The sequence below is a fragment of the Nocardia rhamnosiphila NBRC 108938 genome (genome assembly GCF_000720425.1).
GTDB lineage: Bacteria > Actinomycetota > Actinomycetes > Mycobacteriales > Mycobacteriaceae > Nocardia > Nocardia rhamnosiphila.
In genome coordinates this window covers 702712-727252 of record NZ_JOAJ01000001.1, presented here as the reverse complement: position 1 = coordinate 727252, position 24541 = coordinate 702712, and the positions used below count along the sequence as shown (strand labels likewise).

Below are 24541 nucleotides of genomic sequence, written 5' to 3'. Positions count from 1 at the left end.
CTGTGGTCAATAACCGAGGTAGGCGCGCCGCACCGATTCGTCGCGGGCGAGGCTCTCCGCGGGGCGCTGGGCGACGACGCGACCGGCGTCGACGAGTACCGCCGACGTGCCGATGCCGAGAGCGAGATGGGCGTTCTGCTCGACGACGAGAATCGTGGTGCCGGTGTCCTCGTTGATCCGGGCGAGAGCCCGGAACACCTCCTGGGTGATGCGGGGCGCCAATCCGAGTGAAGGCTCGTCGAGCAGCAGCAACCGCGGTCCGGCCACCAGGGCCCGGGCGATGGCGAGCATCTGCTGCTCGCCGCCGCTGAGCCCGGCCGCGGGCTGGCGACGCCGTTCCCGCAGCCGCGGGAAGAAGTCGTACCAGCGATCGATCGCCCGCTCGGTGGCCGCGGTGGAGGTCGTGTATCCGCCGATCCGCAGGTTCTCCTCGACGGTCAGGTCGCCGAATGTTCCGCGTCCCTGCGGCACGTGCGCGACGCCGAGGCGGGCGATCCGGTCCGTGCGCAGGCCGGAGATATCGCGCCCGTCGAACACGATCCGCCCGGTGGTGTGCACCATCGCGCAGATCGACCGCAGGATGGTGGTCTTGCCGGCACCGTTGGCGCCGAGCACCACCGTCACCTCTCCGGCGGGCACCGCGAAGTCGATGCCGTGCAGCACTTCCGCGCTGCCGTAGCGGGCATGCAGCCCCTCGACGTCGAGCAGGTTCACGCCGCACCTCCCAGGTACGCTTCGACGACCTCGGGATGCGCTGCCACCTCGGCGGGTTCGCCCTCGGTGACCTTCTGACCGAAGTTGAGCACCACCACGCGGTCCGAGATCGACATCACCATGGCCATGTGGTGCTCGACGAGCAGCACCGAGAATCCCCGTTCGTCGCACAGGGCGCGGACCGTGGCGGCGAGTTCGAGTACCTCCTCGTGGATGAGCCCGTTCGCCGGTTCGTCGAGCATGAGCAGCCTCGGTTGCTGCATCAGCGCCCGGGCGAGTTCGATCCGCTTGAGGGTGCCGTAGGGCAGGTTCCCCGCCGGTTCCAGTCCGACGTGCGCGAGCTGCATCGAATCGAGCAGCGACCACGCCTGTTCGCGTTCGCGACGCTCCTCCCGCCGGGTCACCGGCAGTCCGAGGGCGGTGCGGACGAATCCGGCCCGGGTGCGCGAGTACGCACCGGTGAGCACGTTCTCCACCACCGACATCGTCGGGAACAGCCCGATGTTCTGGAAGGTGCGCGCGATCCCGGCCTCCGCGATCCCGGCCGCGGGCAGGGCCAGCAGATCGGTGTCGCCGAAGGTGATACGTCCCGAATCCGGCTGATAGAGCCGGCTGATGCAGTTGAACAGTGTCGTCTTGCCCGCACCGTTGGGGCCGATGAGCCCGACGATACGGCCGGGTTCGATCGTGAACGAGGGTCCGTCGAGCGCGACGACGCCCCCGAAGCGCAGGCGCACCTCCTCGACGCGCAGTGCGGGTACCGCCCCGGCGGCAGCTGCGTCCGGCACGGTCGTCATCCCTCGGTGCCGCGCGTGACCACAGCGTCGTAGTGCCAGCTGCCGTCGCGGAACGTCATCGGTGCCATGGAGGTGATCACGTACGGGTAATCCGGCGTGGTGTCGAAGGTGACGCCTTCGATGGACAGGTCGGTGGTCACGCCCCGCATGTTCCCGACCGCCTCGAGGAGGTCGGCGCGCGTGCACCCCTTCATCTGTTCGAGGGCGGTGACGAGCAGCTGCGCGGTGTTGTAGCCGGTGGCCGCGATGGTGTCGGTGGTTTTCACCTTGCCCGCGTTGCGCTCGGCGAACGCGCGCCAGTTCTGCACACCCGGATGGGCGTCGTGCTCGGTGCTGCTGACGTCGTAGATCCAGTAGAAGGAGTGGATCCCTTCCGCGGCACCGGGGCCGGCCGGCGCGAGCACGAAGTTCGTGTCGGTGGCGCCCGAGTAGATGTAGGTGTCGGGCTTCCAGCTCAGCTCGTTCGCCTTCTTCAGCGACTGGGTCACGAAGCTCGCGGTCGCGAAGTTGACGAAGACGTCGGCGCCGGAACTCGCGAGGTTGACGATCTGCGAGTCCACCGACGGCGTCGTCTGCTCGTACGACTGCTCGGCGACGATCCGGGTCCCACTACCTTCGAGGGCGGACTTCAGTGCGTCGAGGCTTCCGACACCGAGGCTGTCGTTCGGGTAGAGCACCGCGATCTTCGCCTGCGGATGGTCGCGCCGGATCTGTTCGGCTCGTTCCGACACCTCCCAGCCGGTCTGCGGATTCACCGCCCCGGCGACGACCGGACGCTTGTCGTGCGTGGCGAAAAGCTCATCGGTGCCGGTCATCGGGAACACCAGCGGCACGTTCTTCTGGGTGAGGTAGTCGACGACCGCGAGGGTCGAGGCGGTGCCGATCAGATTCTGGATGGCGAACACCTGGTCCTGTTCGACCAGCGACCGCACATTGCCGACGGTGCGCGCCGGGTCGTAGCCGTCGTCCATCGCGGTGTACACGATCTTGCGGGATCTGCCGTCGCCCATCGCGACTCCGCCCGCGGCATTGATCTCGTCGAACAGCGCGGTCGCCGCGGTGGCCTGCGCACCGGCGACGGATTGCATGAGGCTGGTGCCGAACCTGATCTCGGTATCGGTGATGCCGGGATCGCAATCGCCCGACGCGGTCGCGGTGTCGCGACCCGAGCAGGCGGTGAGGGCGGCGGTGGCGCACAGGGCTGTCAGGCCTACGGCAAGAGTACGTTTCATGGTCGCTCCCAGGGTGTGAGGAGATGCGGAGGGGGCAGGGGAAGATCGCCGCCTCGCGGGCGGCGTGTTCGAAGGATCGGGCGGGTCGTGCGAGGCGAGTGCTTCAGCGAAGCGCGATCCGGCCCGGATTTCCGGGCGCGCCGCACTCGGTGATGTCGCCGAACGTCGTCCGGCCGCACGCGGCCGCGGTGCTCACCGGATCACGAACGAATCGATCCGGGCTTCGCCGGGCTGTGGGTGGTGACCGTCCAGCGGTGCGCCCGGCTCGATGACCTGTCCGGTCCGGATCGGCGACGCCGCGGTCGCCGTTCCTTCCGGCGTGCTCGCTGCCGCGCTCCCCCGGCCGACCCGATCGCCCGCGCGCCGACCCAGCTCGCATATGTCGGTTACGGATGCGGTCATGCTGCCTCCTCGGCGCTTTCCTATCTGACGTGACAGTCATGTCAACTTGAGGAAGTGTGACCGGTAACACGAGAACTGTCAACAGGACAAAATGGACAGCAGCCTGCGCACGGTCGGCCTGACTGCGGCAATCAGGTTGTTCATCAGCGGATTCGCGGCGCGAACGAATCGCCCGGAGCGGGGCATCCGGGACAACTTCCGACTGCTCCCAGACGCGGCCGAAGGTGTTCCCCGCCCTCGGCACTCACCTCGACGGCAAACCTGGCAGCCCATGCCGTACGGATGACGGTACGGCCGGTGTCGCCGCCGAGCCGGAGTCAAGTGAGGTCACTCGCCTCCGGCGGATGCGGCGGCCTCACGCAGCACACCGGAGTTCGGGTGTGCCGGCGGCCCGCCGCCACTTCGTGGCGAAACCTGATGTGTCCTACTCGGGTACCCCGAGTCCTTCGGCGAGGAGCGGCCAGGACCGGTAGAACGCGTCACGCCAATAACCCCACGAGTGCGTGCCCGACGGCGCGTAGTCGAAGGTGGCCGGGATCCGGAGCTGAGCGAGCCGGTCTTGGAGGTTGCGGGTGCACCAACCGGTGGCGGCCTCGATGACGCCGCCGACCAGAAGCTGATTGGCCAGGCCCTGGGGGCCCGGCAGTGCGTAGTCGCCGTCGACGGTGTCCCACTGCCCGGGCAGTCCGTTGCCGGTCGAAACGAACAGCCTCGTACCGCGCAGTGCCTCGGCGTTCACCACCGGATCGTTGGCGACCCAGGCCGGATCGTCGTCTTCGCCGTACATATTGCGGACATCGCCGCCACCGTAGAGTTCGACGACGAGTTTGGTGAACTGTCGCCCGACGGGGTCCGCGATCTGGGCGCAGCCGCTGTACCCGGCGACGCTCCGGTAGAAGCCGGGGGCGGCCTCGGCCATCTGCAGAATCGCGGTGGCGGTCATCGAGTTCGCGGCGATGGCATTGACCCCGTTGGTGCCCAGGGCTCCGTCGACCAGCGGCGGCAACTCCTCGAGGAAGAAGGTGCGCCACTTGTTGCGGCCGAGCACCGGATCATCGCGCTTCCAGTCGGTGTAGTAGGCGAACGCGCCACCGACCGGCATCACGACATTGACGTCCTTGGTGGCCAGGAAATCGCCGACGTCGGTATTGGCCCACCAGGTCGCCGCGTCGGTACCCCCGCCTGCCCCGTTCACGAGGTAGAGCACCGGCCGGGGTTGTGCGGCGTCGCGGGGGCGCTGCACCCGGACGGTGATGTTCTCGTCCATCGCCGCGGAGTGGACCAGTATGGTCAGGCTGCGACCGTCGACTCTGCTCGCGACGATTCGCGAGCCGTTCGGCGAGACCGGATCGGCGAGCAACTTCTTGGTGTCGACGATCGGATCGCCGCTGTCGGCGGAGCCGTTGCCGGCGCCGAATACCGTGACGGATGCGGCGAACATCGCAGCGGCAAGAGCGACCAGCAGCGCGGGCCTCATACGTCGGCGTCTCACATCGAACCCCAGGTCTCGACTCACGACAGACGGTGCGTCGGTCGGGATTGGAAATCTACCCGATAACCCTGTGGGGCAACCATTCCCGGAGGGTGGCGAGCGGGTGGAGGATTCGCTCGAGGGCATACGGTCGGCTGTCCGGGGTGGTGCACCACGCGATACACCACCCCGGACGCCACCGACTCACAAGGAGAGTGCTCGGTTGTCGACCAGCTTCTTGAAGTCGGATATCGGCGACGGCCCGGCGGACGCCGTGGTCGATCGCCGCGGAGACCTCGGGATCGACCTTTCGTCGGCGATCTCGGCGCCGGTGTAGAACGCTTCGGCGATGAGCCGGTATCCCTCCTTCAGCGCCAGGCCGATGTACGGCTCCGCTCGTAGCGGCGCCGGGACTCACTGACCAGCTTCCGGGCCCGCGCGTCGCCACCGCCGCACTCTTCCTGAACCGAGCGCCGGGGGCCGATGGTCAGCCGACTCCTCGGTGAAGACTGTGCGATCCGATCTACCGGGGCAGTCCGACCCGGGCACGCTCACGGGCCAGCGCACGATCACGATGTTCCTCGAATCTGGGGATCTGCACTGTTTCCAGGTCGGCCAGATAGGCGGCGAGTCGCTCGCGGGCCTGTTCGCCGCGTGGACCGAAACCGTCGCGACCGAACAGGTTCCATTGCCGCATGACGGGCTGGAGGACTTCTTCCAGATGCTGCCGCAGGTCGTAGATGCCGTGTTTGGCCATCAGCACCCCGTTACGCCGGAAGTCGGGCATGCCGGTGCCGGGCATGCGGAAGTTGCGCACGATGAGATCGATCGCTTCCACGGCCTGATCCGGCACCAGGTCGAGCGCGGCACCGCATATACCGCGGTAGAAGATCATATGCAGATTCTCGTCGAGCGCGACGCGCTGCAGCATCCGATCGGCGACCGGATCGTCGCACACCGCGGCGGTATTGCGGTGACTGATCCGGGTGGCCAGCTCCTGAAAGGATACGTAGGCGACCGAATACAGGAAGCCGGCCGCGCCCGCCGAATTCACGCGATCCACCGGCGGTGCGAAACCATTTGTCATATGGATCATGCGGGCGTTTTCCAGAGCGACGGGGTCGACGCCGCGGGTGACCACGAGATAGTCGCGCAGCACGGCACTGTGGCGCGCCTCTTCCGCGGTCCAGCGACCGACCCACGTACCCCAGGCGCCGTCGCGGGAGAAATTCTCACTGATCTCGCGGTGATAGGAGGGCAAGTTGTCCTCGGTGAGCAGGTTGGTGATCAACGCCGCCTTCGCCACCTCCGACAATCGTGATTGTTCCGGTGCCCAGTCGGTGCCACCGAGCATCGCGAAATTACGGCCGTCGTCCCAGGGCACATAGTCGTGGGGATGCCACTCCTTGACCATGGACATATGCCGGTTCAGCGCCGTCTCGGCAACGGGTTCGAGCTCGGTGAGGATTTCCGGTTGTGTCAGATCGCGCGTCAACGCCACATCCGCCTTTCTGGTTCGGAATTCGAGGGATCCGCAGGGTCGTCGAGGGCGACCGGCCCGAAAACGGCCGGTCGGCGGAATCGACAGCGGATTACGAGGGGAGGACCTCGGTACCGTCGTCGGGTAGGACGAGCGCCAAATGGCTGTCGTAACGCCGGTAGAGCAGCCGGCCGCGGCCCGTGCCGGGGTCGGTGTAGAACAGGAACGGCAATCCGTGCTCGCACAGCCTGGCCACGGCATCGGCTTCGGTCAGCAGTGGCGCCGGTCGTGGATTGACCGTGAACGGCCACGGCCCGCCCGGGACGGGCAGTGGTGGGTGGACGCTGTGGCAGCGGGCCAAGCGCAGTCCACTCGGCCCCGCACGGTAGACGATGGCATCCTCGCCGGTCTCGGCATCGATGAACAGGTGGGTGTCGTAATCCATCGCGTCCATCACCGCCGCTGCCGCCGCCGGGCGGCCGTGGCGGGCCGGAACCGGCTTGCGGCGCACCAATTCACCCGGCCCCGGCGTATCGAGGGGGCACCGGGTCGGATCCGGCCACGGTCGCGGCTCCCGGGTTCCGCGTAACGCCGTGATCTGCCGTTCCAGCCGCACGACGGTGGACAGTGCATCACCGTCCCGGCGCGTGAGCGTCTGGATACGGGTCGCGATATCGCCGATCCGCAGATTCACCTGGATCACCAGCGGACCGCGCTCGGGAGCGGTGATCCGGAGCCGGATGTCACCCGGCACATCGAGCCGTTCCAGCAGCCGACCGACCGCGCCGGCGAATCGTTCCCGCTCGATCGCCGGTACCCGGCCGCCGGTGTACACGACCACTTCCGGAAACGGCATCGCCGACCACGCCGGCGAGGCCCGCACCATCTCACTGTCCACTGCACTCCATATGTCCGTCCGCCCCGGCGACCATCAAATGTGTTCGCGGCGCGCGGACGTAGGGCCGAAAGACCCTGCCGTCGGTGACGAGTGCACTCGGGCGCGAATCGCGCGGGCCGGCGCGATCCGGCGACCGATCGGGTCACGCCGGCGGTTCGGTCGGATACCGGGCGGCGCCGTCCCCGCCGCCACCCGGCCCGGTGCCGGTGTGAGCACCTGCCACCGGAATATCGCCGAGTTCAACCGAGCACGCGGGCCCGTACCGCTGATGACCATTCGACGTACTCGACGTCGGCCCCGTCGGGATGGCGAAGATAGGCGAAGCGGCCGGTTGCGCTCGTGAACGGCCCCCCGGTCACGACGGCCGCGGCGGCCGTGAGCCGAGCGATCGACCGGTCGAGGTCGTCGACGATCACCGGCCCGACTGTCGAGCGATAGCGGTCGACATGGTCGGGCGGGCAGGCGATGAGCAGAAAATCGCCGACTGCCGCGAGCTCCGCCTGCTCGAACCCGAATCGCAGATCCGCCGGGGCGCCGACGATGCCCTCGTAGAGCGGCAGCGCGGTGTCGAGGTCGGCGACGAACAAACGGGCGTAGGTCTTCAGGATCTGCATGGTCGAGACGCTACGGTGAAGCGACCGGCGGCAGCAGTACGCACTCGAAGGTGAGCGGTGGTTCCCGATGTCCGGCGACGACGACGAAGAGCAGCGCGCTCGTGATATCGCCCTGCGGGTATTCGCCGCGGTGTCGACGAAATGGGGCCTCCGGGTCATGGAGGAGATCGGGGCGGGCCACCACCGTTTCCGGGCGCTGCACCGCGCGGTCGACGGCATCAGCTACAAGATGCTCACCCAAACTCTCCGGGAACTCGAAAACCACGGCCTGATAGCCCGCTACGACCACGGCACCGCCAATCCTCACGTCGACTACTCCCTCACCGCGGCCGGAACGCGGCTCGTGACCACGATCCATACGCTGTGCGATTGGTCGCGTACCCACCTCGACCGGCTGCTCGAGGCACCCGCGCATCGAAGGGAACCCTCCACATGACCCCGGCCGTCCGAAGCCACCCGGGCAGCGTGCGGCTGCCGGGCCGCTCGGTCACACAGGTATCGACAGCGAGGACGACCGGGGCGCCCGGTGGCCCTCCGGCTGCTCGCCTCGCGGAACCCGTCCGGCGGTGAGCGGCGATACATGAGGCGTATCACAGGCTTCGGACACCGATATCCCGGGCGCGGCCTGAGATGATCGGAGAGAAACCTTGTCAACCCGATTTCTTCTCCCGGACAGAACAATGATTTCCCCACCGAGCCGATACCCGACCGCCACCACACGGCTGTGGAACCTGCGTCCGTGGCGCGACAGTCCACTCCTGCGCCCCGGAGACCGCCTCCTCGCCTGGCTCGTATGCGGTGCGCTGCTCGTCACCGGCTCGGCGCTCCCGATCGCGGCGGCGGTCGGGATCCACGCGCATCGAGGACTGAGCGAATCCGCTGCCGCAGCGGCGGTCGAACGGTCCCGCGTACCCGCGACGCTCCTGGACACCGCGCCCACCCCCAGCGAATACGACCTGTACCCCACCGTCCCGGCCACCTGGTTCGCCGCCGGCGCACAGCACACCGGCCACGTGTACGCCCCGGCCGGGTATCGCCGAGGTGAGGTCGTCGAGATCTGGGTGGAGCGGAACGGGGCGTACACCACGGCACCTCCGAACGATTCGTCGGTCCTGTTCGACTCTGCCCTCGTCGGACTGTTCGCCTGGAGTGCGCCGGTCCTGCTCTACTGCCTTCCGGCAGCGTGGATCGCCCACCGCATCCGTTTGCGCCGAATGGAGCAATGGGAGATCGACTGGGCTCGCCTCCACGCCGGCTTCTGAGTTCCCGGGTCGGACAGCTGTTGCCATAGGTCCGGTACCGAGCGCACGACCGCGACAACTCACCTATTTCGGGCGCACGGTGCGCAATAGCCGGATAACAGTTCGGTTGCGCACTCCGGGCCGCGGATCCACGAGCTCACGACCGACAGTGGACGAAGGGCATCATGGCTTCCGGTTTCACCGTCAGGAAGTGTGACTGTTCCATTCCGTATGTCCGACACACAACAAGGAGGAGTCTCCGTGACAGAAGCGCGTGACACGCTGCCGGGTCCTTCTGCCGTGACGCACACCGCGATGGAGCCGGCCCAGTGAAGATCGGGGTTCCCCGCGAGCTCAAAACGCACGAATACCGTGTCGCGATCACGCCCGCGGGCGCACACGAACTCGTTCGCCGTGGCCATACCGTCGTGATCGAGGCGGGTGCGGGCATCGGTTCCTCGTTCTCCGACGACGACTTCACGGCCGTCGGCGCCCAGATCGCGAGCACCGCCGAGGAGGTATGGCGAACCGCCGATCTGCTCCTCAAGGTGAAAGAACCCGTGACGGAAGAATATTCGCTGCTGCGCGCGAACCAGGTGCTGTTCACCTTCCTGCATCTGGCGGCCTCGAAATCCTGCACCGACGCGCTGCTGGCCTCCGGCACCACGGCGATCGCCTACGAGACCGTGACCGCCGGGACGTCCCTGCCGCTGCTGGCGCCGATGAGCGAGGTGGCCGGCCGGTTGTCGGCGCAGGCCGGGGCCTACCATCTGCTGAAACCGACCGGTGGCCGCGGAGTCCTGATGGGCGGGGTCCCCGGCGTCCGGCCCGCCGAAGTCGTGGTGATCGGCGCCGGCGTCGCCGGAAGCAACGCGATCGCGGTGGCATCCGGGATGCGCGCGCATGTGACCGTTCTCGACCTCTCCCTGGATCGGCTCCGGGATATCGACGCGCGCTACGGCGGACAGGTCGAGACGGTCACCTCCAATGCCTACGCGATCGAGCAGGCGGTCCTGCGTGCCGATCTCGTCATCGGAGCGGTCCTGGTACCCGGCGCGAAGGCTCCCACGCTCGTGCCGAACGGCCTGGTGGCGCGCATGAAACCCGGATCGGTCCTGGTCGACGTCGCCATCGACCAGGGTGGCTGCTTCGAGGACTCCCGGCCGACCACGCACGCCGAACCGACCTACCGGGTACACAACTCGTTGTTCTACTGCGTGGCGAATATGCCCGGCGCCGTTCCGAACACATCGACGAACGCTCTGACGAACGCCACCCTGCCCTACGTCGTCGCCCTGGCCGACAAGGGCTGGCAGCGCGCGGTGGCCGACGATGCCGGGCTCTCCTCCGGGCTGAGCACGGATCGCGGGCGCCTGTTCTCCGAAGAAGTGGCCGCCGCGCACGGTTACGAGTTCGTCGCGCTCTGAGCCGGCTGCCCGGGCCTCGGCCGATGACGGCCCGAGACGGCCGCACTCGACACAGAATCCGGCTTCCCCGCGTGCCGTTACGACTCCAACCGCACCGCGTAGCGCACCGCCGGCCGCCCGGCGCCACTGCCGACCGTGCCGACCGGTTGCGCCAGACCCGACCGTTCGAGCTGTTTCAATGTCCTTCGCGCCGAACGCCGTTCGATGCCCAGCGCGGTGGCGATATCCGCCGCGGTGACCTCGCCGCCGGGATGGGCGGCGACCGCGGCCTCGAGTTTGACCAGTGTCGCCCGGGAGAGGCCCGCCCGGTGGGCGGCGACGTGCAGGCTCACCGGTTCCTCGGCCCGGGTGGGATCGGACTCCGTCTCGGTTATCACGAAATCGCGGCCGGAGCCCACCGAGACGATCGCGGTGAACGGTCCTGCGGTACGGCACCGTTCGACCGCTCGCCGGGCGAGCGCCTCGGCGTCGGCGGCGGACCGGCCCACGCCGAGCCCGATCCGCACCCAGTGGTGCCGTTGCGCGAGTTGTTCGAGCAACGGCATGACGGTCCAGTCACAGGTGTGCTGGGCCAGCACACCGCGGGTGCTGACCAGTACATAGCTCGCCGGACCCACCGGGAACAGGCTGCCGGCCAGCGCGCGGATATCGGCGGCGAGCCGGTCGTCCGGTTCGGGTAGTTCGATCATGCCGAGGACAACCTGGGCATCGGAGGAGATCCGGCCCGCGAGTTCCATCGTCACCGTTTCGAGCGCGGTGCGGACGGAGGCGATCGCGGGAGCCAGGCGGATCGTGTAGACGTCGTCGCGGATCAGGTCGTACACCGACCGGACACAGGTGATGGCGACCGCCCCCGGCCGGGTGCGGGCGTGGTCGCGGTGGAACTGCGCGAAGCGCCGCACATCGGTACCCCGGCGATACTCGGCGGTGGCGATCTCGGCGGTGGCGATCCCGACATGGGACAGGCTCTCGACCACCAGCGGGCGGGCCAGCGTATCGATGGAGATACGCGCCGGGTCGTGTCCGGCCGACATCAGCTCCACCAGGGCGCCGTAGAGAGTCGCTCCGGTGTAGTCGATATAGGCGGCCGGTTCCGTGAGCACTCCCGCGGCGTGGGCGAGTGTGTAGGGGATGACACCGGTGAACAGCAGGGCGTCCACGTCGGGGCGGGCCGATATCACCTCCACCGCCTGTGCCTCGTTGCGGTAGGTCAGCGGTACGACGCGATGATCGGTGAATTCCAGGGCGGCAACACGTTTGACCAGGGAGACCAGATCCGAGGGTCCGACCACACCGATCCGGTAGGCGTGCTCAGCATTCGACGACATTGACGGCGAGGCCCCCCATCGATGTTTCCTTGTACTTGGACTGCATGTCCGCTCCAGTCTCGCGCATTGTCTCGATGACAGTGTCCAGGCTGACCCGATGTGTGCCGTCACCGGCCAGGGCGATCCGCGCGGCATTGATGGCCTGGACGGCGCCGACCGCGTTGCGTTCGATACACGGGATCTGGACGAATCCGCCGACCGGGTCGCAGGTGAGTCCGAGGTTGTGTTCCATCGCGATCTCGGCGGCGTTCTCGACCTGAGCCGGCGTACCGCCGAGCACCTCACACAGGGCGCCGGCGGCCATCGAACACGCCGACCCGACCTCCCCCTGACAGCCGACCTCCGCGCCGGAGATCGAGGCATTGCCCTTGTACAGTGCGCCGATCGCGGCGGCGGTCAGCAGGAAACGCCGGATCCCCGCCGCATCGGCACCCGGGACGAAGCGGTCGTAGTAGTGCAGTACCGCGGGAACGATACCGGCCGCGCCGTTGGTGGGAGCGGTGACGACGCGGCCCCCGGCGGCGTTCTCCTCGTTCACGGCCATGGCATAGGCGTTCACCCAGTCCAGCCGGTGCAGCGGATCGCCGCAGGCTCCGGACGTGGCGAGCCGGCGGGCCAGATCCGGGGCGCGGCGGCGGACGGCCATCGGCCCGGGTAGCCGCCCATCGGTCCGCAGGCCCGCGGCCACACAGTCGCGCATGGCCGACCAGATGCGGTCCAGGTCCGCGGCGGTATCGGCATCCGGTCGCAGCGCTCGTTCGTTGGCCAGCACCAGTGCGCTGACGGGCAGACCGGTTTCGGCCGTCCGGGCGAACAGTTCGGCACCGGACCGGAACGGATGGGGCACGACGACCGCGGCCGGCGGCGCGGGCGGCGCCGCGGCTTCGGTGACGAATCCACCGCCGATCGAGAAGTAGGTCCGCTCGCACCGGGTGCCGTCGATGAGATCGGCGGTGAAGGTCATGGCATTGGGGTGGCCGGGGTGCCGGATCGAGCCGTCGAGCACCAGGTCCGTGTCGGTGAACGGGATCGTATGCCCGCCGGGCAGGTCGAGCAGGCCGGTCGCGGTGACCGCCGCGTGCAGCCGGGCGGGTTGCCGGGGGTCGACGGTTTCCGGATCGGCCCCGTGGAGGCCGGCGATCACCGCCGTATCCGAGCCGTGCCCGCGGCCGGTCGCGCCGAGCGAACCGCACAGCAGGACGTGGATCCGGCGGATCCGCGTGCGGCCCGCGCTCGTCCCGAATCCGGCGACGAACATACCCGCGGCCCGCATGGGTCCCACGGTGTGTGAACTCGACGGCCCGATACCGATCGAGAACAGGTCGAACACGCTCACGGTCACGGTCCGGCGACTCCTTCCTATTGCGCTTTGCCCGACAGTCCCCCATTATTACGGTCCTGACCGAAATAGTCCATTCGAAGAAGGGCCGATTGATGTTCGCGGAGGAGAAGGAGCTCGAGCGGGAGCTCGGCCGACCGGGCGCGGGGCTGGTCGCCGAAGCCGCCGCGTGGGAGGGCGATGTGATCGTCCTGGGCGCGGGCGGGAAAATCGGGACCGGAATCGCCACCATGGCGCGTCGCGCCCTGGACGAGGCAGGGCGCAAGGAGGTGCGGGTGCTGGCCGCGTCGCGCTGGACCGATGAGGGGTCCAGGGCGCGAATCGAAGCAACCGGAGTAGATACGGTCACGACCGATTTATCGGATCCGGCGGCGGTGGACGCGCTTCCGGACGCGAGCAACGTGGTCTTCCTGGTGGGCGCGAAATTCGGGACCGCCACCAATACCGACGAAGCCTGGATGACCAACACCGTGCTGCCCGCCTACGTCGCGCGCCGTTACGCACACTCGCGGATCACCGCGTTGTCGACCGGCAATGTCTATCCGCTGAGCTCCCCGATGACGGGTGGCCCGGTAGAGACCGACGAAACCGGACCGGTCGGCGAGTACGCCATCACATGCCGCGGCCGGGAACAGGTCTTCACCCACGGCGCGCGCACCCGAGGCACCCATGTCGCGCTGGTCCGGCTCAACTACGCGTGCGAACCGCGCTACGGCGTGGTCTCCGATATCGCGCGCCGGGTGCACGCGGGCGAGCCCGTCGACCTGTCGATCGGCGCCGTGAACGTGGTGTGGCAGCGCTACACCAACGAAGTCGTGCTGCGCACGCTCGGCCATGCCGACACGAGCCCCTTCGTGCTCAATCTGACCGGTCCGGAAACTGCTTCGGTGCGCGGTATCGCGACCCGGCTCGGCGAAGAGCTCGGCGCCACACCGGTCTTCACCGGCATGGAAGGAGAGACAAGCCTGCTCAGCAATGCCGCCAAATGCCACGCCCTCTTCGGCTATCCCGACCGCACCCTGGGCGAACTGATCCGGATGCAGGCCGCCTGGATCCGCACGGGCGGACAGCTGTGGAACAAGCCCACCAAGTTCGAGCGACGCGACGGGAAGTTCTGATGCGCGGGCAGTTATCCGCGGCCGAGCACGCCCTGCTGCATCGGGGCACCGTCATCCCGGCCCACCCGCTCGCCCTCGACAGCACCCGCCGTCTCGACGAACGCCGTCAGCGCGCGCTCACCCGCTACTACGTCGACGCGGGCGCCGGCGGGCTCGCGGTCGCCGTGCACACCACACAGTTCGAGATCCGCCGGCCCGAGATCGGTCTGCTCCGGCCCGTTCTCGAACTCGCGGCAGCCGAACTCGACACACGGGTCGGCGACCGCCCATTCCTGCGCATCGCCGGTGTCGCCGGACCCACCGGCCAGGCCGTGGCCGAGGCAGAACTGGCCCGTGAACTCGGATACGGCGCGGTGCTCGTCTCCCCCGGCGGTCTCACCGACCGGGACCTCGACTATCTGCTCGACCGCTCCGCCGCGGTCGGCGAGGTCCTGCCGGTGATCGGGTTCTATCTCCAGGAAGCGGTCGGCGGCCGCTACCTGCCGCGGGAGTACTGGCGGCGGCTGGCCGACCAGGAATCCACCATCGCGGTGAAGGCGGCCCCGTTCGACCGCTACCGCACACTCGACTTGGTTCAGGGCATCGTCGACTCCGCGCGCGGTGATCAGGTCGCGCTCTATACCGGTAACGACGACAATATCGTCGCCGACCTGCTGACCCCCTACGACCTGCCCGGCCCGGGCGGCCCGGTCTCCCGCCGTTTCGTCGGCGGTCTGCTCGGTCACTGGGCGGTGTGGACCCGGGCCGCGGTACAGCTGCACGAACTCGTCGCGCAGGCGTGGGCGGGCGACGAGTCGGCGCGGACACGGGCACTGTCGCTGGCGGCGGCGGTCACCGACGCCAATGCGGCGGTCTTCGATGTGCGCAACAACTTCGCCGGGGTGATCGCGGGGGTACACGAAGTGCTGCGGCGCCAAGGACTGCTCGCGGGCACCTGGTGTCTCGACCCCGACGAAGGCCTCTCCGACGGCCAGGCCGCCGAACTCACCCGAATCTCCGACGCGTACGAATGGTTGCGCGCCGAGGACGGCTTCATCGCCGCCGGATCAGAAGGATGGATGTCATGAGATCGACCGCAGTCGAGGCGCCCGCGTTACCGGGCGCCGAGAAGGGCAGCCGGGCGAAGAAGGCGGTATTCGGGGCCTGGCTCGGCTTCTACGTCGACCTCTTCGATATCTATCTCCCGGTGATCGTGCTGGCCCCGGCCTCGGTGTACTTCCAGGCGACCGGGGTATCGGCGGGGACCACCGCTCTCATCAACGGGTCGGTGTTCGCCGCGACGCTGATCGGCCGGCCACTGGGCGCGATGCTGTTCGGCCACCTGGCCGACAAATTCGGGCGGCGCCGGATCACCGTCGTCTCGGTGACCGGTTTCGGTGTGACCACCATGGCGATCGGCCTACTCCCCGGCTACCAGCAGATCGGCATCCTCGCGGTGATCCTGCTGATCGCGCTGCGCTTCATCGACGGAGTGTTCCTCGGCGGCGAATACACCTCCGCCACCCCTACCGCCCTGGAACAGAGCGCGAAGGAACGCCGCGGCCTCAACGGCGCCATCATCTCCACCGGCTTCCCACTGGCCTACTGTTCGATCGCGCTGATCACCCTCGGCCTCCTGCAGATCATGCCGGCCCAGGGTATCGACTCCGCCTACGTCCAGTGGGGCTGGCGGATCCCGTTCTTCGTGGGCGCGGTGCTGTCGGTCGGTTTCGCGATCTGGTATGCGCGCAATGTGGAGGACAGCGACGAATGGCAACAGTCGGAGAAGGTGAAGACTCCGCTGCTGGAACTGTTCAAGGGCCGGTCCGGCCGCGACTTCCTGCAGGTATTCGTGCTGACCACCGGCCTGTGGTTCACCAGCTATATGCTCACCACCGTCCTGCCCGGCCTGATGAAGAGCGAAGCCGAACTGAGCCCGAACGCCACCACGCTGGCGCTGGTCATCGCGAACGCGATCGTGGTGGCGGTGTACATGGGCAGTGGTCTGCTGTCGCAGAAGGTGGGCCGGAGGCCGATGCTCATCACCGGCGGGTTGCTGTGCCTGTTCGTCGCCCCGGTGCCGTACACCTTCATCGCCTCCGGGTCCGTCCACAGCTTCGGCACGGTTCTGCTACTGCTGATCTCGGTGACGGTCCTGATCAGCGTGCCGTGGGGTTGTCTGACGACCTATCTGACCGAGCGGTTCACCCTGGGCGTCCGGGCGTCGGGGTACGGCCTCGGCTATTCACTCGGGATGGTGATCCCCGCCTTCTACGCCTATATCCAGAGCGGACTGTCGGCCTTCATGCCGTTGCCGTACACGGCGGTGGCGCTGCTGTGTTTCGGTGGACTCCTGACCGTCGTCGGTGCCGTGCTCAGTCCGGAGACTCGGGACGTCGATATGAAGTGAGGGAGATCGTATGCGCATCGGTTTCGCCGGCGTGGCCCATTCGCATCCCTTCAGCGACGCGCGCAACGCGCGGATGCTCGGGGTGGACGAACTGGCCGTCTGGGATCCCGACGACCACTCCCGGCGCGCGGACTTCGCCCGCGAGTGGCAGGCGACCACATACGAGAGCCTGGCAGCCCTCCTGGACCGGAAACCGGATGTCGTGATCGTGACGCCGCGGCCACATCGGATCGCCCCGGTGGTGGCGGCGGTGCTCGACCGCGGTGTCGCCTGCTTCCTCAACAAGGTTCCGGCGGCCGATATGGCCGGACTGGCCGCGCTGGACGCCGCGGTCGGCGACCGGTCCGCCCGATTCCTCACCAGCTCGGTGCTCAGATTCGCACCCGGGATCCGGACGCTGGCCGCGGAACTCGCCGGCGAGGAACCGATCGCCGCGCATATCTCGGTGCGGCACGGCATCGACGCGTTCACCACCGCCGCCCGCCGCTGGCAGGACGATCCGGCCGACGGGGGCGGTACCGCCGTATCGATGGGATTGCACGCGTGGGAAATGCTCGACTCGGTGCTGGGGCGGGAGGCCACGCCGCTGGGCGGGGTGGCCGCCCGGATCCCGGACAGCGCCACGATCTCGGAGAACACCGTCGCGCTGCACGCCGTCGCGGCGGGAGGAGTCCCGGTGAGCGTAGATATCGTCGGAGCGGGCACCGGGGAGTGGTACGAGGTGGTCGTGCACACCGAGTCCGGGATCCGGCGGGCATCGCTCGAGCATCCGGACGATCTCGGCTATCTCGACTGCCTCCGGGCGGTGCTGGCCATGGCCGAGGGCGCGCCGCCCCCGGTGCCGTGGGCGCGGAGCCGGGCCGTGGTGCGGACCACGCTCAGGGCCGCTCAGTTGGCGCGGACCGGCGACTGAACGGTCGTGAGCGCCCGATGGACGCTCAGCACCTGCTCACGCTCGTCGTCCGCGAGCGCCGGCGCGTAGGGATCGGTGAGCAATTCACCGGGCAGCGATCCCTCGGCTCCGGCGATCCAGGCCATGCGCTGCACGTAGCCGTCCATCGGCTCCCGGAACGTCGTGGCCGCGAGGGTATCGAGCCGCCGGGTGGCCGCCAGGAACGCGGGCAGATCGTTCCCGGTGAAGGTGTCGAGTACCGCGCGAGTGATCCCGACCGCGGCCGCCGCGATCCCGACGAGTGCGGCCTCGGCACCCCAGGTGAGCGAAGCGCCGAACATCCGGTCTTCGCCGGTGACAGCGAGTTTGCCGTGCTCTCGAACCAGCGCGATCCGGTCCTGGCAGGCGATCGCGTCGGACAGCCGGGCAAGTTTCACCGCGGCCACCGCCGGGTGGGTGACGACGGCGGCGAAGACATCGTCCCGGTACGGCGCGGTGTAGAGGTCGAATCCGATCAGTGGCAGACCGCCGGCTTCCCACAGGCGGTCGAGGTGGCGGCGCACCGCTCCGGCGTCGCCCGGTGCCGGAAACACCAGTACTGCTTCGGCACCGGCCGCCGCGGCCACCCGGACCTCCTCGGCGGTCACCGCACCGGCGACGGTCGCGGCGCCCGCCCGGCGGGCCGCGCCGATCAGTTCCGTACGCACCCCGGCGGACAGATGTGGGCCGCGACCGGTGTGCGCGGCGATCGCCAGCCCGTCGGCTCCGGCAGCGACGAGCGCGCCGAAATAGTTCTCCGCGAACTCCGGTCGCGCCCGGCCCACGGAATCGAACGGTGTGGCCGGCGCCGCGTACAGGCGACCACGTGCTCCGGCGGCCCAGTCGCGTGCTTGTCCGAACCACTCCATGCCGCCAACCCTATCCATACCGGACCGATCGTCCCCGAACAGGAGTGACCGATGACCGTTTCGTTTGCCGATGCGATCCTGTTGCGGCGCGAGCTGCACCGCAACCCGGAGGTCGGGCTCGACCTGCCGTGGACCCAGGCGCGCATCTTGCGCGCGCTCGACGGACTCGGTCTGGAGGTGTCCACCGGGACCGCCACCACCTCGGTCACGGCGGTCTTACGTGGTGGCGCGGTGTCCGGCGGCCCGCGTCCGGTGGTCCTGATCCGGTCCGATATGGACGCGCTCCCGGTCACCGAGTCGACCGGTTTGGCATACGCCTCCGGCAACGGTGCCATGCATGCCTGCGGGCACGACCTGCACATGGCCATTCTGGTGGGCGCCGCGCACCGGCTCGCCGCCCGGCGGGACGAACTGACCGGGGACGTGGTCTTCGTATTCCAGCCCGGGGAGGAGAACTGGGGCGGGGCGCTGGCGATGCTGGCGGAGGGCGTACTGGACGCGGCGGGCCGTCCGGTGGATGCCGCGCTGGGCCTGCACGTGTTCTCCTACGATCTGCCGCACGGTGTCTTCGGAATGCGCCGCGGTCCGATGATGTCGGGTTCGAATACGTTCACCGTCTCGTTCGCCGGTAGTGGTGGACACGGTTCGGCGCCGCAGACGGCCCGCGACCCGATCGTCGCCGCCGCGAATTTCGTTTCCGCGCTCCAGACGGCGATTACCCGCACGTTCGGGATGCTGACCCCCGTCGTTGCCACGGTCGGGCAGATCAGTGGTGGTCACAGCGGTAATGTCATCCCGGATACCGCGCAGCTCAGCGGTACGGCCCGCGCGTTCACCGCGGCGGATTCGGCGCGCCTGCGGGCCCTGGTCACCCGGGTGGCCGACGGTGTGGCCGCCACCCACGGAGTCGAGGCGGAAACCGAACTGATCGAGGTCGCGATCCCGACCGTCAGCACGGAGGCCGAGGCCGATTTCGCGATCGCCGCGGCTCGGCGGTTATACGGAGATTCCGGGGTCGAGGTGATGGAACATCCGTGTACCGCCTCCGAGGATTTCTCCTGGTTCCTCGATCGAGTACCCGGCGCGTTCGTCCTGCTCGGCGCCTGTCCGCCCGGCCGTGATCCCGCATCGGCACCGTCGAACCATTCACCGTTCGCCGTGTTCGACGATGCCGTGATCGAACGCGGGATCCGCTTCGAAACCGAATGGGCGATCGCCCGGCTGGACGCGCTCGCCACCGGCTCGCCCGTCGGCAGCCGCGCATAGCGTTCCGGCGGGAGCAGCGGGAAGACGACTGCGAGGTTTACGGCGGCGGGCGTGCGCAGCAGCGCGGCCCGGGGTTCGCGCCGGCGTATCGCAGCCGTCGCGCGGACAGGCCGCCCGCTCACCGGTCGCACCGACGCCCCGCCGGTGCGGCGGGCCCCGGCGAAGTGGGGCCCCGGGACTCTATTGGCCGGTGCCGTGCGGACCTATGCTTCAGAAGTGGCCGTTGTCGGCGTCGTCAAGCGACTGCTGGTAGGGCCCGCGTTACGTACCGAACGCGAGCGGGGGCAACTGCTGCCCAAGTGGGTGGCCCTGCCGGTGTTCTGCTCCGATCCGATCTCGTCGGTGGCCTACGCCACCGAGCAGATCCTGCTGATAGTAGGTCTCGGCGGTGTCACCTACCTGGGGCTGGCCGCACCTGTTTCGGTGGCAGTGGGGGTACTGCTGGCTGTGGTCGTGCTCTCCTACCGTCAGACGTGCCACGCCTATCCCGGTGGCGGCGGGGCATTCGTGGTCAGCATGGACAACCTCGGGGAGAAGGCCGCGCTGACCGCTGCCGCCGCCCTGCTCGTCGACTACGTGATGACCGTGACCGTGTCCGTGGTGGCCGGGGTTCTCGCCATCACCTCGCGATTTCCGGCTCTGCAGCCGTATGCCGTCGAGCTCGCGGCCGGCGGTGTGCTCGTCCTGGCCGTGGGCAACCTCCGCGGGGTGAAGGAGAGCGGGAAGGCGTTCGCCGCACCCACCTATGCATTCATCGCGCTGGTTTTCCTGCTGCTCGCCACCGCGGCCGTCCGGGACGTTCTCGGCCTCGGCATCCCGCTCGCGTCAGGGGCCGGTGAGCAGCTGATCGCCCATGAAGCGACCGGTGGATACCTGACCCTGTTGTTGGCGCTGCGGGCATTCGCGTCGGGCTGCACCGCGCTGACCGGTGTCGAGGCGATCAGCAACGGCATCCCCTCTTTCCGCCCGCCCCGAGCCCGCAACGCGGCCACCACCTTGACGATCATGGGTGTGCTGGCGATCGCCATGTTCACCGGTCTCACCGTTCTGGCAGCGAAAATGCACGCCCGGGCCTATCCCGACGGTTTCCCGTCGGTGATCAGCCAGCTCGGTGCCGGAATCTGGGGATCGAATTCGATAGCGTTCCTGTTCTTCCAGCTCTCGACCGCGGCGATACTCATCCTGGCCGCCAATACCGCATTCAACGGGTTCCCCGTGCTGGCCTCGATCCTGGCGCGGAACCGCTACCTGCCACGGCAGCTGTACCACCGCGGTGACCGGCTCGTCTATTCCAACGGCGTGCTCCTGCTCGCGGGCTTCGCGGTCGTGTTGATCATCGGTTTCGACGCCAATATCGACAAGCTGATCCAGCTCTACATCGTCGGGGTGTTCACCTCGTTCACGCTGAGCCAGACCGGTATGGTCCGCCACTGGAAACGCCTTCTCGCGCAGACCTCCGAGCCGGTGACCCGCACCCGCATGCGCCGGTCCCAACTGATCAACCTCACCGGCGCGGTGACCACCGGACTCGTCCTGATCGTCGTCATCCGCTACAAGTTCGTCGGCGGCGCCTACCTCGCGATCATCGCCATGGTGGTGCTGTACGCGATGATGAAGGCGATCAACGTCCACTACCGCCGGGTCGGTGAGGCGATGTCGGTGCCCGAGCACGCCGAACTCGTCCAGCCCAGCCGCAACCATGCCATCGTGCTGGTCTCCCAGGTCAACCAACCCACCGTATTCGCCCTCGGCTACGCCGAGCTCATCCGTCCCGACCAGATCACCGCGCTGTCGGTCGCCATCGACGAACCCGAAGCCCGTCGGCTCCGCGACACATGGGAGCGGCAGCATTTCGACATCCCGTTGACGATCGTGGAGTCGCCCTATCGGGAGATCACTCGTCCGATCCTCGGCTATATCCGCCGACTCCGCCGCGGTTATCCGCGCGATGTCGTGACCGTCGTGATCCCCGAGCACGTCGCCGGACACTGGTGGGAACAACTCCTGCACAACCAGAGCGCGCTGCGTCTGAAGACCCGGCTGCATTTCGAACCCGGGGTCGTCGTCGCCAGCGTGCCCTACCAGCTACGACCGTCTCTCGGCCCGGGCCCGGTGCCCCGCACCGAACCCGGGCGCACCGGATACCCCGGCAATAGCGCGGGATACGAGCACCGCCGGTGACGAGCCGCAGCCGTCCGGTACCGGTCATGTTCCCGCGCCCCGGTCCACTACCGGCGATGGCCCGATCGGCCCACGCGCTCCGCGAGACGGGCGGCTGCTCAGTGGGCGGCGACGAAGTCCGCGACGAGCCGGTTGAACTCGTCGGCGTGCTCGATCATCGCCCAGTGCCCGCAGCGGTTGAGCAGTACCGCCCGGCTGTGGGGGATATGCGCCAGTAGCAGGAGCGTGTTCTCGTAGGACACCACCCGGTCGTCCCTGCCGTGGATCAGCAGGGTGGGGGCGGAGATGCCGGCGAGTTCCGACCGGTCGACCCATACCGGGACCGGCGTCCCCATGGCGAGACCTGCCACGTAGTTGCGCAGGTCGCATGATCGCCCAGGCCTTCGCGGCCGAGGGCCCCGAGACGGCGCAGGCGATCGCCGACGAACTCGACTATTTCGGCATGGCCGGATTCGACGGCGCCTTCATCGCCTGGCAGGCCGACCCCGCACGGGGCCTCACCGACCAGCTCGGGCAGCTCGCCGACGCCCTCGCCGCGATGGGTGAGCGGGTCCTGGCACCTCGAGCACGGCCGACCGGCCGCAGTGTGGCGACCGATCCGTCCACGCCCGGATCACACTGCGACGACGTGACCGACCCAGCGATCCGGTCCAGGTCTCGGTGATCGAGAACGGTCCGTCACGTGATTGCCGCGGCGATCTAGCTTCTACTCGTGACCGGTACGCAGACCTTCCCGCACCTGCTCGCTCCCGGGACCATCGGCCCGATGTCCCTGGCCAACCGAGTGGTCCTGCCGGCGATGGATATGAACCTCTGCGACGACGGCGAGATAGAGCAGGGCGATATCGATCATTTCGCCGCCCGTGCGGCGGGGGGGACCGGGCTGATCATCACCGGCGCCTGCGCTGTCGCCTACCCCATCGGGTGCGCGAGCACCAAGGAACCCGGCCTCTCCGAGGACCGGTTCCTCCCCGGGCTGAAAGCTCTGGCCGACGCCGTCCATGCCGCGGGGAGCAAATTGTGCGTACAGATGACGCACCACGGCAAGATCGCCCGGATCGATACCGTCCAGGGGCGGCCGCTGCTGGTTCCGTCGGCACCGGCCGGCCCCGCCGATCTGTCCGCCCTGGCGGACAACACCCCTGGCGAGCTGCAGAAGCTGGGGGCCGTCACCGGCGGTAGGCACGCCACCTATCACGAGGCGACAAAGGACGATATCGACTGGCTGGTGCGCTGCTTCGCCGCGGCCGCCGCGCGGGTGCGCGACGCCGGCGGGGACGCGGTCGAGATCCACGTCGCGCACGGCTATGTACTCGGCGGCTTCCTGAGCCGGGCGGACAACAAGCGCACCGACGAATACGGCGGATCTCTCGAGAACCGGGCGCGCGCGGCAGTGGAGGTGATCCGCGCGGTCGCGGCGGAGGTCGGCGATTCGCTCGCGATCCTGGTACGCGTCGCCGGGCGTGAATTCGGCGAGGAAGGTGCGCTGACCACCGAGGAGGCCGTGGCGGCCGCGGTGCTGTTCGAGGCGGCCGGCGCCGACGCCCTCCACATCACCGGCTGGGGTCGCAACCCGTTCTCCAATTTCACCGACGGTCCGCTGCCCGATGCGGTCGGCGCCTATGTCGGACTGGCGGCCGAGGTGAAGAAGGCCGTGCATATCCCGGTGATCGCCGTCGGCCGGATACTCCCGGAGGTCGGCGAGAAGGCGATCGCCGAAGGCGCGACCGATTTCGTGGCGATGGGACGGCAGCTGCTCGCCGACCCGGAGCTGGTGAACAAGCTGCGAGCGGGAAATCCGCAGCAGGTTCGCCCCTGCATCAATTGCTATGTGTGCGTGCAGGAGAACTTCTGGGACGACACTCCCCTCTGTGCGGTGAATCCCGCTCTCGGCAACGAAACGCTGCTTCCGCTGATGCGCACCGACGTCCGCAAGCATATTGTCGTCGTCGGCGCGGGCCCGGGCGGACTCGAGACCGCCCGGGTGGCCGCCGAACGCGGGCACCGGGTCACGGTGCTCGACAAGTCCGATCGGCTCGGCGGCACCCTCTGGTTCTCCGGCCTCACCACGCCCGACAACCAGCGACTGCTGAAGTGGCTGACCGTTCAGGTCGAACGTCTGGGCATCGATATCCGCTTGAACTCCGAGGCCACCGTCTCGTCGATCAGAGCGCTGAACCCGGACGCGGTGGTCGTCGCCACCGGTGCGGTGCGCGGGCGTCCGGCGGTTCCCGGTGGCGATCTACCGCATGTGCACACCGGCGATACCCTGCGCGCCCTACTGACCGGTTCCGGAGACGTCGCGCAGGTATCGCCGCTGCTACGCACCATCGCCAAACTGGGCAAACTCTCCGGTATCACCAAGAGTACGGCCGCGATCCGTGCCGTCACCCGCAGGTATCTGCCGATCGGCAAGAATGTCGTCGTGATCGGTGGGTCCCTGGTGGGGCTGGAACTCGCGGAATTCCTGGCCGAACGTAGGCGTAACGTGACGTTGCTCGAGGAAGGCCGGCAACTCGGCGTGCCGATGGCGATGCCGCGGCGGTGGACTGCTGTTCGCCACGCGGGTGCGGCGGGCGTGCAGCTGCACCGCGGTGCCACGGTGCTGCGGATCACCGAAACGCACGTCGAGTTCCGGGTCGGGGACCGGGTGTCGGCCACACCGGCGGATATGGTGGTCGTCGCCGCCGATGTTTCGGCGCGAGCGCCGCTGGCCGAGGCGCTGGTGGGGACGGTTCCCGAAATCCATGTGGTGGGGGACGCCGCGCAGGTCGATTACATTCAGGGTGCGATTCATTCGGCGTGGGAAGTCGCGACCGAGTTGTGAATTCCGGCGACTCGTTT

The 24541-nt window shown here is 68.4% G+C and carries 23 protein-coding genes; 11 read left to right on the top strand and 12 right to left on the bottom strand.

The genetic code is table 11. The features are described from left to right. Positions 1–6 precede the first annotated feature (6 nt). From IG75_RS0103450 to IG75_RS0103405, 8 genes are all read right to left on the bottom strand, one after another. Positions 7–714: an ABC transporter ATP-binding protein gene (locus tag IG75_RS0103450; RefSeq protein ID WP_030519665.1), complete on the bottom strand. Its 708-nt coding sequence runs from the start codon at positions 712–714 to the stop codon at positions 7–9. Further along, positions 711–1511 (bottom strand): ABC transporter ATP-binding protein, encoded by an 801-nt coding sequence (locus IG75_RS0103445; RefSeq protein ID WP_030519664.1) that lies wholly within the window; start codon positions 1509–1511, stop codon positions 711–713. Before IG75_RS0103445 ends, IG75_RS0103450 begins: the two co-directional genes overlap by 4 nt. Continuing rightward, on the bottom strand, positions 1508–2743 hold the full coding sequence (locus IG75_RS0103440) for an ABC transporter substrate-binding protein (RefSeq protein WP_030519663.1): 1236 nt from the start codon (positions 2741–2743) through the stop codon (positions 1508–1510). The genes IG75_RS0103445 and IG75_RS0103440 overlap by 4 nt, the downstream gene beginning before the upstream one ends. A gap of 192 nt (positions 2744–2935) precedes the next feature. Further along, positions 2936–3145, bottom strand: coding sequence for a hypothetical protein (locus tag IG75_RS0103430; RefSeq protein WP_030519662.1), 210 nt, complete (start codon positions 3143–3145; stop codon positions 2936–2938). A gap of 424 nt (positions 3146–3569) precedes the next feature. After that, positions 3570–4622: an alpha/beta hydrolase gene (locus tag IG75_RS0103425; RefSeq protein WP_030519661.1), complete on the bottom strand. Its 1053-nt coding sequence runs from the start codon at positions 4620–4622 to the stop codon at positions 3570–3572. A gap of 517 nt (positions 4623–5139) precedes the next feature. Then, positions 5140–6111 (bottom strand): acyl-ACP desaturase, encoded by a 972-nt coding sequence (locus IG75_RS0103415; RefSeq protein WP_030519660.1) that lies wholly within the window; start codon positions 6109–6111, stop codon positions 5140–5142. A 97-nt stretch (positions 6112–6208) separates the two neighbouring features. After that, entirely contained in the window at positions 6209–6994 is a 786-nt protein-coding gene (locus IG75_RS0103410) for a sigma 54 modulation/S30EA ribosomal C-terminal domain-containing protein (RefSeq protein ID WP_245713103.1), read from the bottom strand. Positions 6995–7233: 239 nt separating this feature from the next. Further along, a complete protein-coding gene (locus IG75_RS0103405; RefSeq protein ID WP_030519658.1) occupies positions 7234–7608 on the bottom strand; it encodes a VOC family protein in 375 nt (124 codons plus the stop codon). A gap of 67 nt (positions 7609–7675) precedes the next feature. On the opposite strand from IG75_RS0103405, the gene IG75_RS0103400 reads away from it, so the two are divergent. The 3 genes from IG75_RS0103400 (at position 7676) to ald (ending at position 10276) form a co-directional block, all read left to right on the top strand. Next, the gene (locus tag IG75_RS0103400) at positions 7676–8044 is read left to right on the top strand and encodes a winged helix-turn-helix transcriptional regulator (RefSeq protein ID WP_030519657.1); all 369 of its coding nucleotides are present in this window, start codon (positions 7676–7678) and stop codon (positions 8042–8044) included. 244 nt (positions 8045–8288) lie between these two features. Next, positions 8289–8870 carry an Rv1733c family protein gene (locus IG75_RS37170; protein WP_051714170.1) on the top strand — a complete coding sequence of 194 codons (582 nt, stop codon included), beginning with the start codon at positions 8289–8291 and terminating at the stop codon, positions 8868–8870. A gap of 308 nt (positions 8871–9178) precedes the next feature. Next, positions 9179–10276, top strand: coding sequence for an alanine dehydrogenase (gene ald, locus IG75_RS0103390; protein ID WP_030519655.1), 1098 nt, complete (start codon positions 9179–9181; stop codon positions 10274–10276). A 77-nt stretch (positions 10277–10353) separates the two neighbouring features. Here ald and IG75_RS0103385 read toward each other — a convergent pair whose 3' ends face one another. After that, on the bottom strand, positions 10354–11604 hold the full coding sequence (locus IG75_RS0103385) for a response regulator (RefSeq protein ID WP_030519654.1): 1251 nt from the start codon (positions 11602–11604) through the stop codon (positions 10354–10356). Then, on the bottom strand, positions 11588–12946 hold the full coding sequence (locus IG75_RS0103380; RefSeq protein ID WP_030519653.1) for an L-serine ammonia-lyase: 1359 nt from the start codon (positions 12944–12946) through the stop codon (positions 11588–11590). The genes IG75_RS0103385 and IG75_RS0103380 overlap by 17 nt, the downstream gene beginning before the upstream one ends. Positions 12947–13035: 89 nt before the next feature. Between IG75_RS0103380 and IG75_RS0103375 the strand changes: the two genes are divergently transcribed. The 4 genes from IG75_RS0103375 to IG75_RS0103360 are packed head-to-tail and all read left to right on the top strand — an operon-like array spanning position 13036 to position 17363. Beyond that, entirely contained in the window at positions 13036–14061 is a 1026-nt protein-coding gene (locus IG75_RS0103375) for an NAD-dependent epimerase/dehydratase family protein (RefSeq protein ID WP_210436754.1), read from the top strand. Next, positions 14061–15128 carry a dihydrodipicolinate synthase family protein gene (locus IG75_RS0103370; protein WP_030519651.1) on the top strand — a complete coding sequence of 356 codons (1068 nt, stop codon included), beginning with the start codon at positions 14061–14063 and terminating at the stop codon, positions 15126–15128. Before IG75_RS0103375 ends, IG75_RS0103370 begins: the two co-directional genes overlap by 1 nt. Beyond that, the gene (locus tag IG75_RS0103365; RefSeq protein WP_036512117.1) at positions 15125–16450 is read left to right on the top strand and encodes an MFS transporter; all 1326 of its coding nucleotides are present in this window, start codon (positions 15125–15127) and stop codon (positions 16448–16450) included. Before IG75_RS0103370 ends, IG75_RS0103365 begins: the two co-directional genes overlap by 4 nt. A 10-nt stretch (positions 16451–16460) precedes the next feature. Then, complete coding sequence (locus IG75_RS0103360; protein WP_030519649.1) at positions 16461–17363, top strand: Gfo/Idh/MocA family protein; 903 nt, start codon at positions 16461–16463, stop codon at positions 17361–17363. Here IG75_RS0103360 and IG75_RS0103355 read toward each other — a convergent pair. Continuing rightward, a complete protein-coding gene (locus tag IG75_RS0103355; RefSeq protein WP_051714168.1) occupies positions 17339–18250 on the bottom strand; it encodes a dihydrodipicolinate synthase family protein in 912 nt (303 codons plus the stop codon). The two genes, IG75_RS0103360 and IG75_RS0103355, sit on opposite strands and share 25 nt — an antisense overlap. 51 nt (positions 18251–18301) lie before the next feature. On the opposite strand from IG75_RS0103355, the gene IG75_RS0103350 reads away from it, so the two are divergent. Further along, positions 18302–19516: a M20 metallopeptidase family protein gene (locus tag IG75_RS0103350; RefSeq protein WP_030519647.1), complete on the top strand. Its 1215-nt coding sequence runs from the start codon at positions 18302–18304 to the stop codon at positions 19514–19516. A gap of 216 nt (positions 19517–19732) precedes the next feature. Next, complete coding sequence (locus IG75_RS0103345) at positions 19733–21697, top strand: APC family permease (protein ID WP_081876603.1); 1965 nt, start codon at positions 19733–19735, stop codon at positions 21695–21697. A gap of 98 nt (positions 21698–21795) precedes the next feature. Here IG75_RS0103345 and IG75_RS0103340 read toward each other — a convergent pair whose 3' ends face one another. Continuing rightward, positions 21796–22032, bottom strand: a complete 237-nt coding sequence (locus IG75_RS0103340) for an alpha/beta fold hydrolase (RefSeq protein WP_030519645.1) — start codon at positions 22030–22032, stop codon at positions 21796–21798. Positions 22033–22064: 32 nt separating this feature from the next. Here IG75_RS0103340 and IG75_RS37165 point away from each other — a divergent pair, with 32 nt between their 5' ends. Together IG75_RS37165 and IG75_RS0103330 are read left to right on the top strand one after the other, a co-directional pair. Next, positions 22065–22361: a hypothetical protein gene (locus IG75_RS37165; protein ID WP_051714166.1), complete on the top strand. Its 297-nt coding sequence runs from the start codon at positions 22065–22067 to the stop codon at positions 22359–22361. A gap of 48 nt (positions 22362–22409) precedes the next feature. After that, positions 22410–24524, top strand: a complete 2115-nt coding sequence (locus IG75_RS0103330; protein ID WP_030519643.1) for an oxidoreductase — start codon at positions 22410–22412, stop codon at positions 24522–24524. The last annotated feature ends 17 nt before the right edge of the window (positions 24525–24541 follow it).

What these genes read in the sequence shown, in the direction of transcription:
- IG75_RS0103355 (WP_051714168.1), bottom strand. Translation starts at nt 18,250, where the DNA reads ATGGAGTGGTTCGGACAAGCACGCGACTGGGCCGCCGGAGCACGTGGT.
- IG75_RS0103425 (WP_030519661.1), bottom strand. Translation starts at nt 4,622, where the DNA reads ATGAGGCCCGCGCTGCTGGTCGCTCTTGCCGCTGCGATGTTCGCCGCA.
- IG75_RS0103370 (WP_030519651.1), top strand. Translation starts at nt 14,061, where the DNA reads ATGCGCGGGCAGTTATCCGCGGCCGAGCACGCCCTGCTGCATCGGGGC.
- IG75_RS0103430 (WP_030519662.1), bottom strand. Translation starts at nt 3,145, where the DNA reads ATGACCGCATCCGTAACCGACATATGCGAGCTGGGTCGGCGCGCGGGC.
- IG75_RS37165 (WP_051714166.1), top strand. Translation starts at nt 22,065, where the DNA reads ATGATCGCCCAGGCCTTCGCGGCCGAGGGCCCCGAGACGGCGCAGGCG.
- IG75_RS0103365 (WP_036512117.1), top strand. Translation starts at nt 15,125, where the DNA reads ATGAGATCGACCGCAGTCGAGGCGCCCGCGTTACCGGGCGCCGAGAAG.
- IG75_RS0103350 (WP_030519647.1), top strand. Translation starts at nt 18,302, where the DNA reads ATGACCGTTTCGTTTGCCGATGCGATCCTGTTGCGGCGCGAGCTGCAC.
- IG75_RS0103385 (WP_030519654.1), bottom strand. Translation starts at nt 11,604, where the DNA reads ATGTCGTCGAATGCTGAGCACGCCTACCGGATCGGTGTGGTCGGACCC.
- IG75_RS0103405 (WP_030519658.1), bottom strand. Translation starts at nt 7,608, where the DNA reads ATGCAGATCCTGAAGACCTACGCCCGTTTGTTCGTCGCCGACCTCGAC.
- IG75_RS0103400 (WP_030519657.1), top strand. Translation starts at nt 7,676, where the DNA reads ATGTCCGGCGACGACGACGAAGAGCAGCGCGCTCGTGATATCGCCCTG.
- IG75_RS0103445 (WP_030519664.1), bottom strand. Translation starts at nt 1,511, where the DNA reads ATGACGACCGTGCCGGACGCAGCTGCCGCCGGGGCGGTACCCGCACTG.
- IG75_RS0103440 (WP_030519663.1), bottom strand. Translation starts at nt 2,743, where the DNA reads ATGAAACGTACTCTTGCCGTAGGCCTGACAGCCCTGTGCGCCACCGCC.
- IG75_RS0103340 (WP_030519645.1), bottom strand. Translation starts at nt 22,032, where the DNA reads ATGGGGACGCCGGTCCCGGTATGGGTCGACCGGTCGGAACTCGCCGGC.
- IG75_RS37170 (WP_051714170.1), top strand. Translation starts at nt 8,289, where the DNA reads ATGATTTCCCCACCGAGCCGATACCCGACCGCCACCACACGGCTGTGG.
- IG75_RS0103360 (WP_030519649.1), top strand. Translation starts at nt 16,461, where the DNA reads ATGCGCATCGGTTTCGCCGGCGTGGCCCATTCGCATCCCTTCAGCGAC.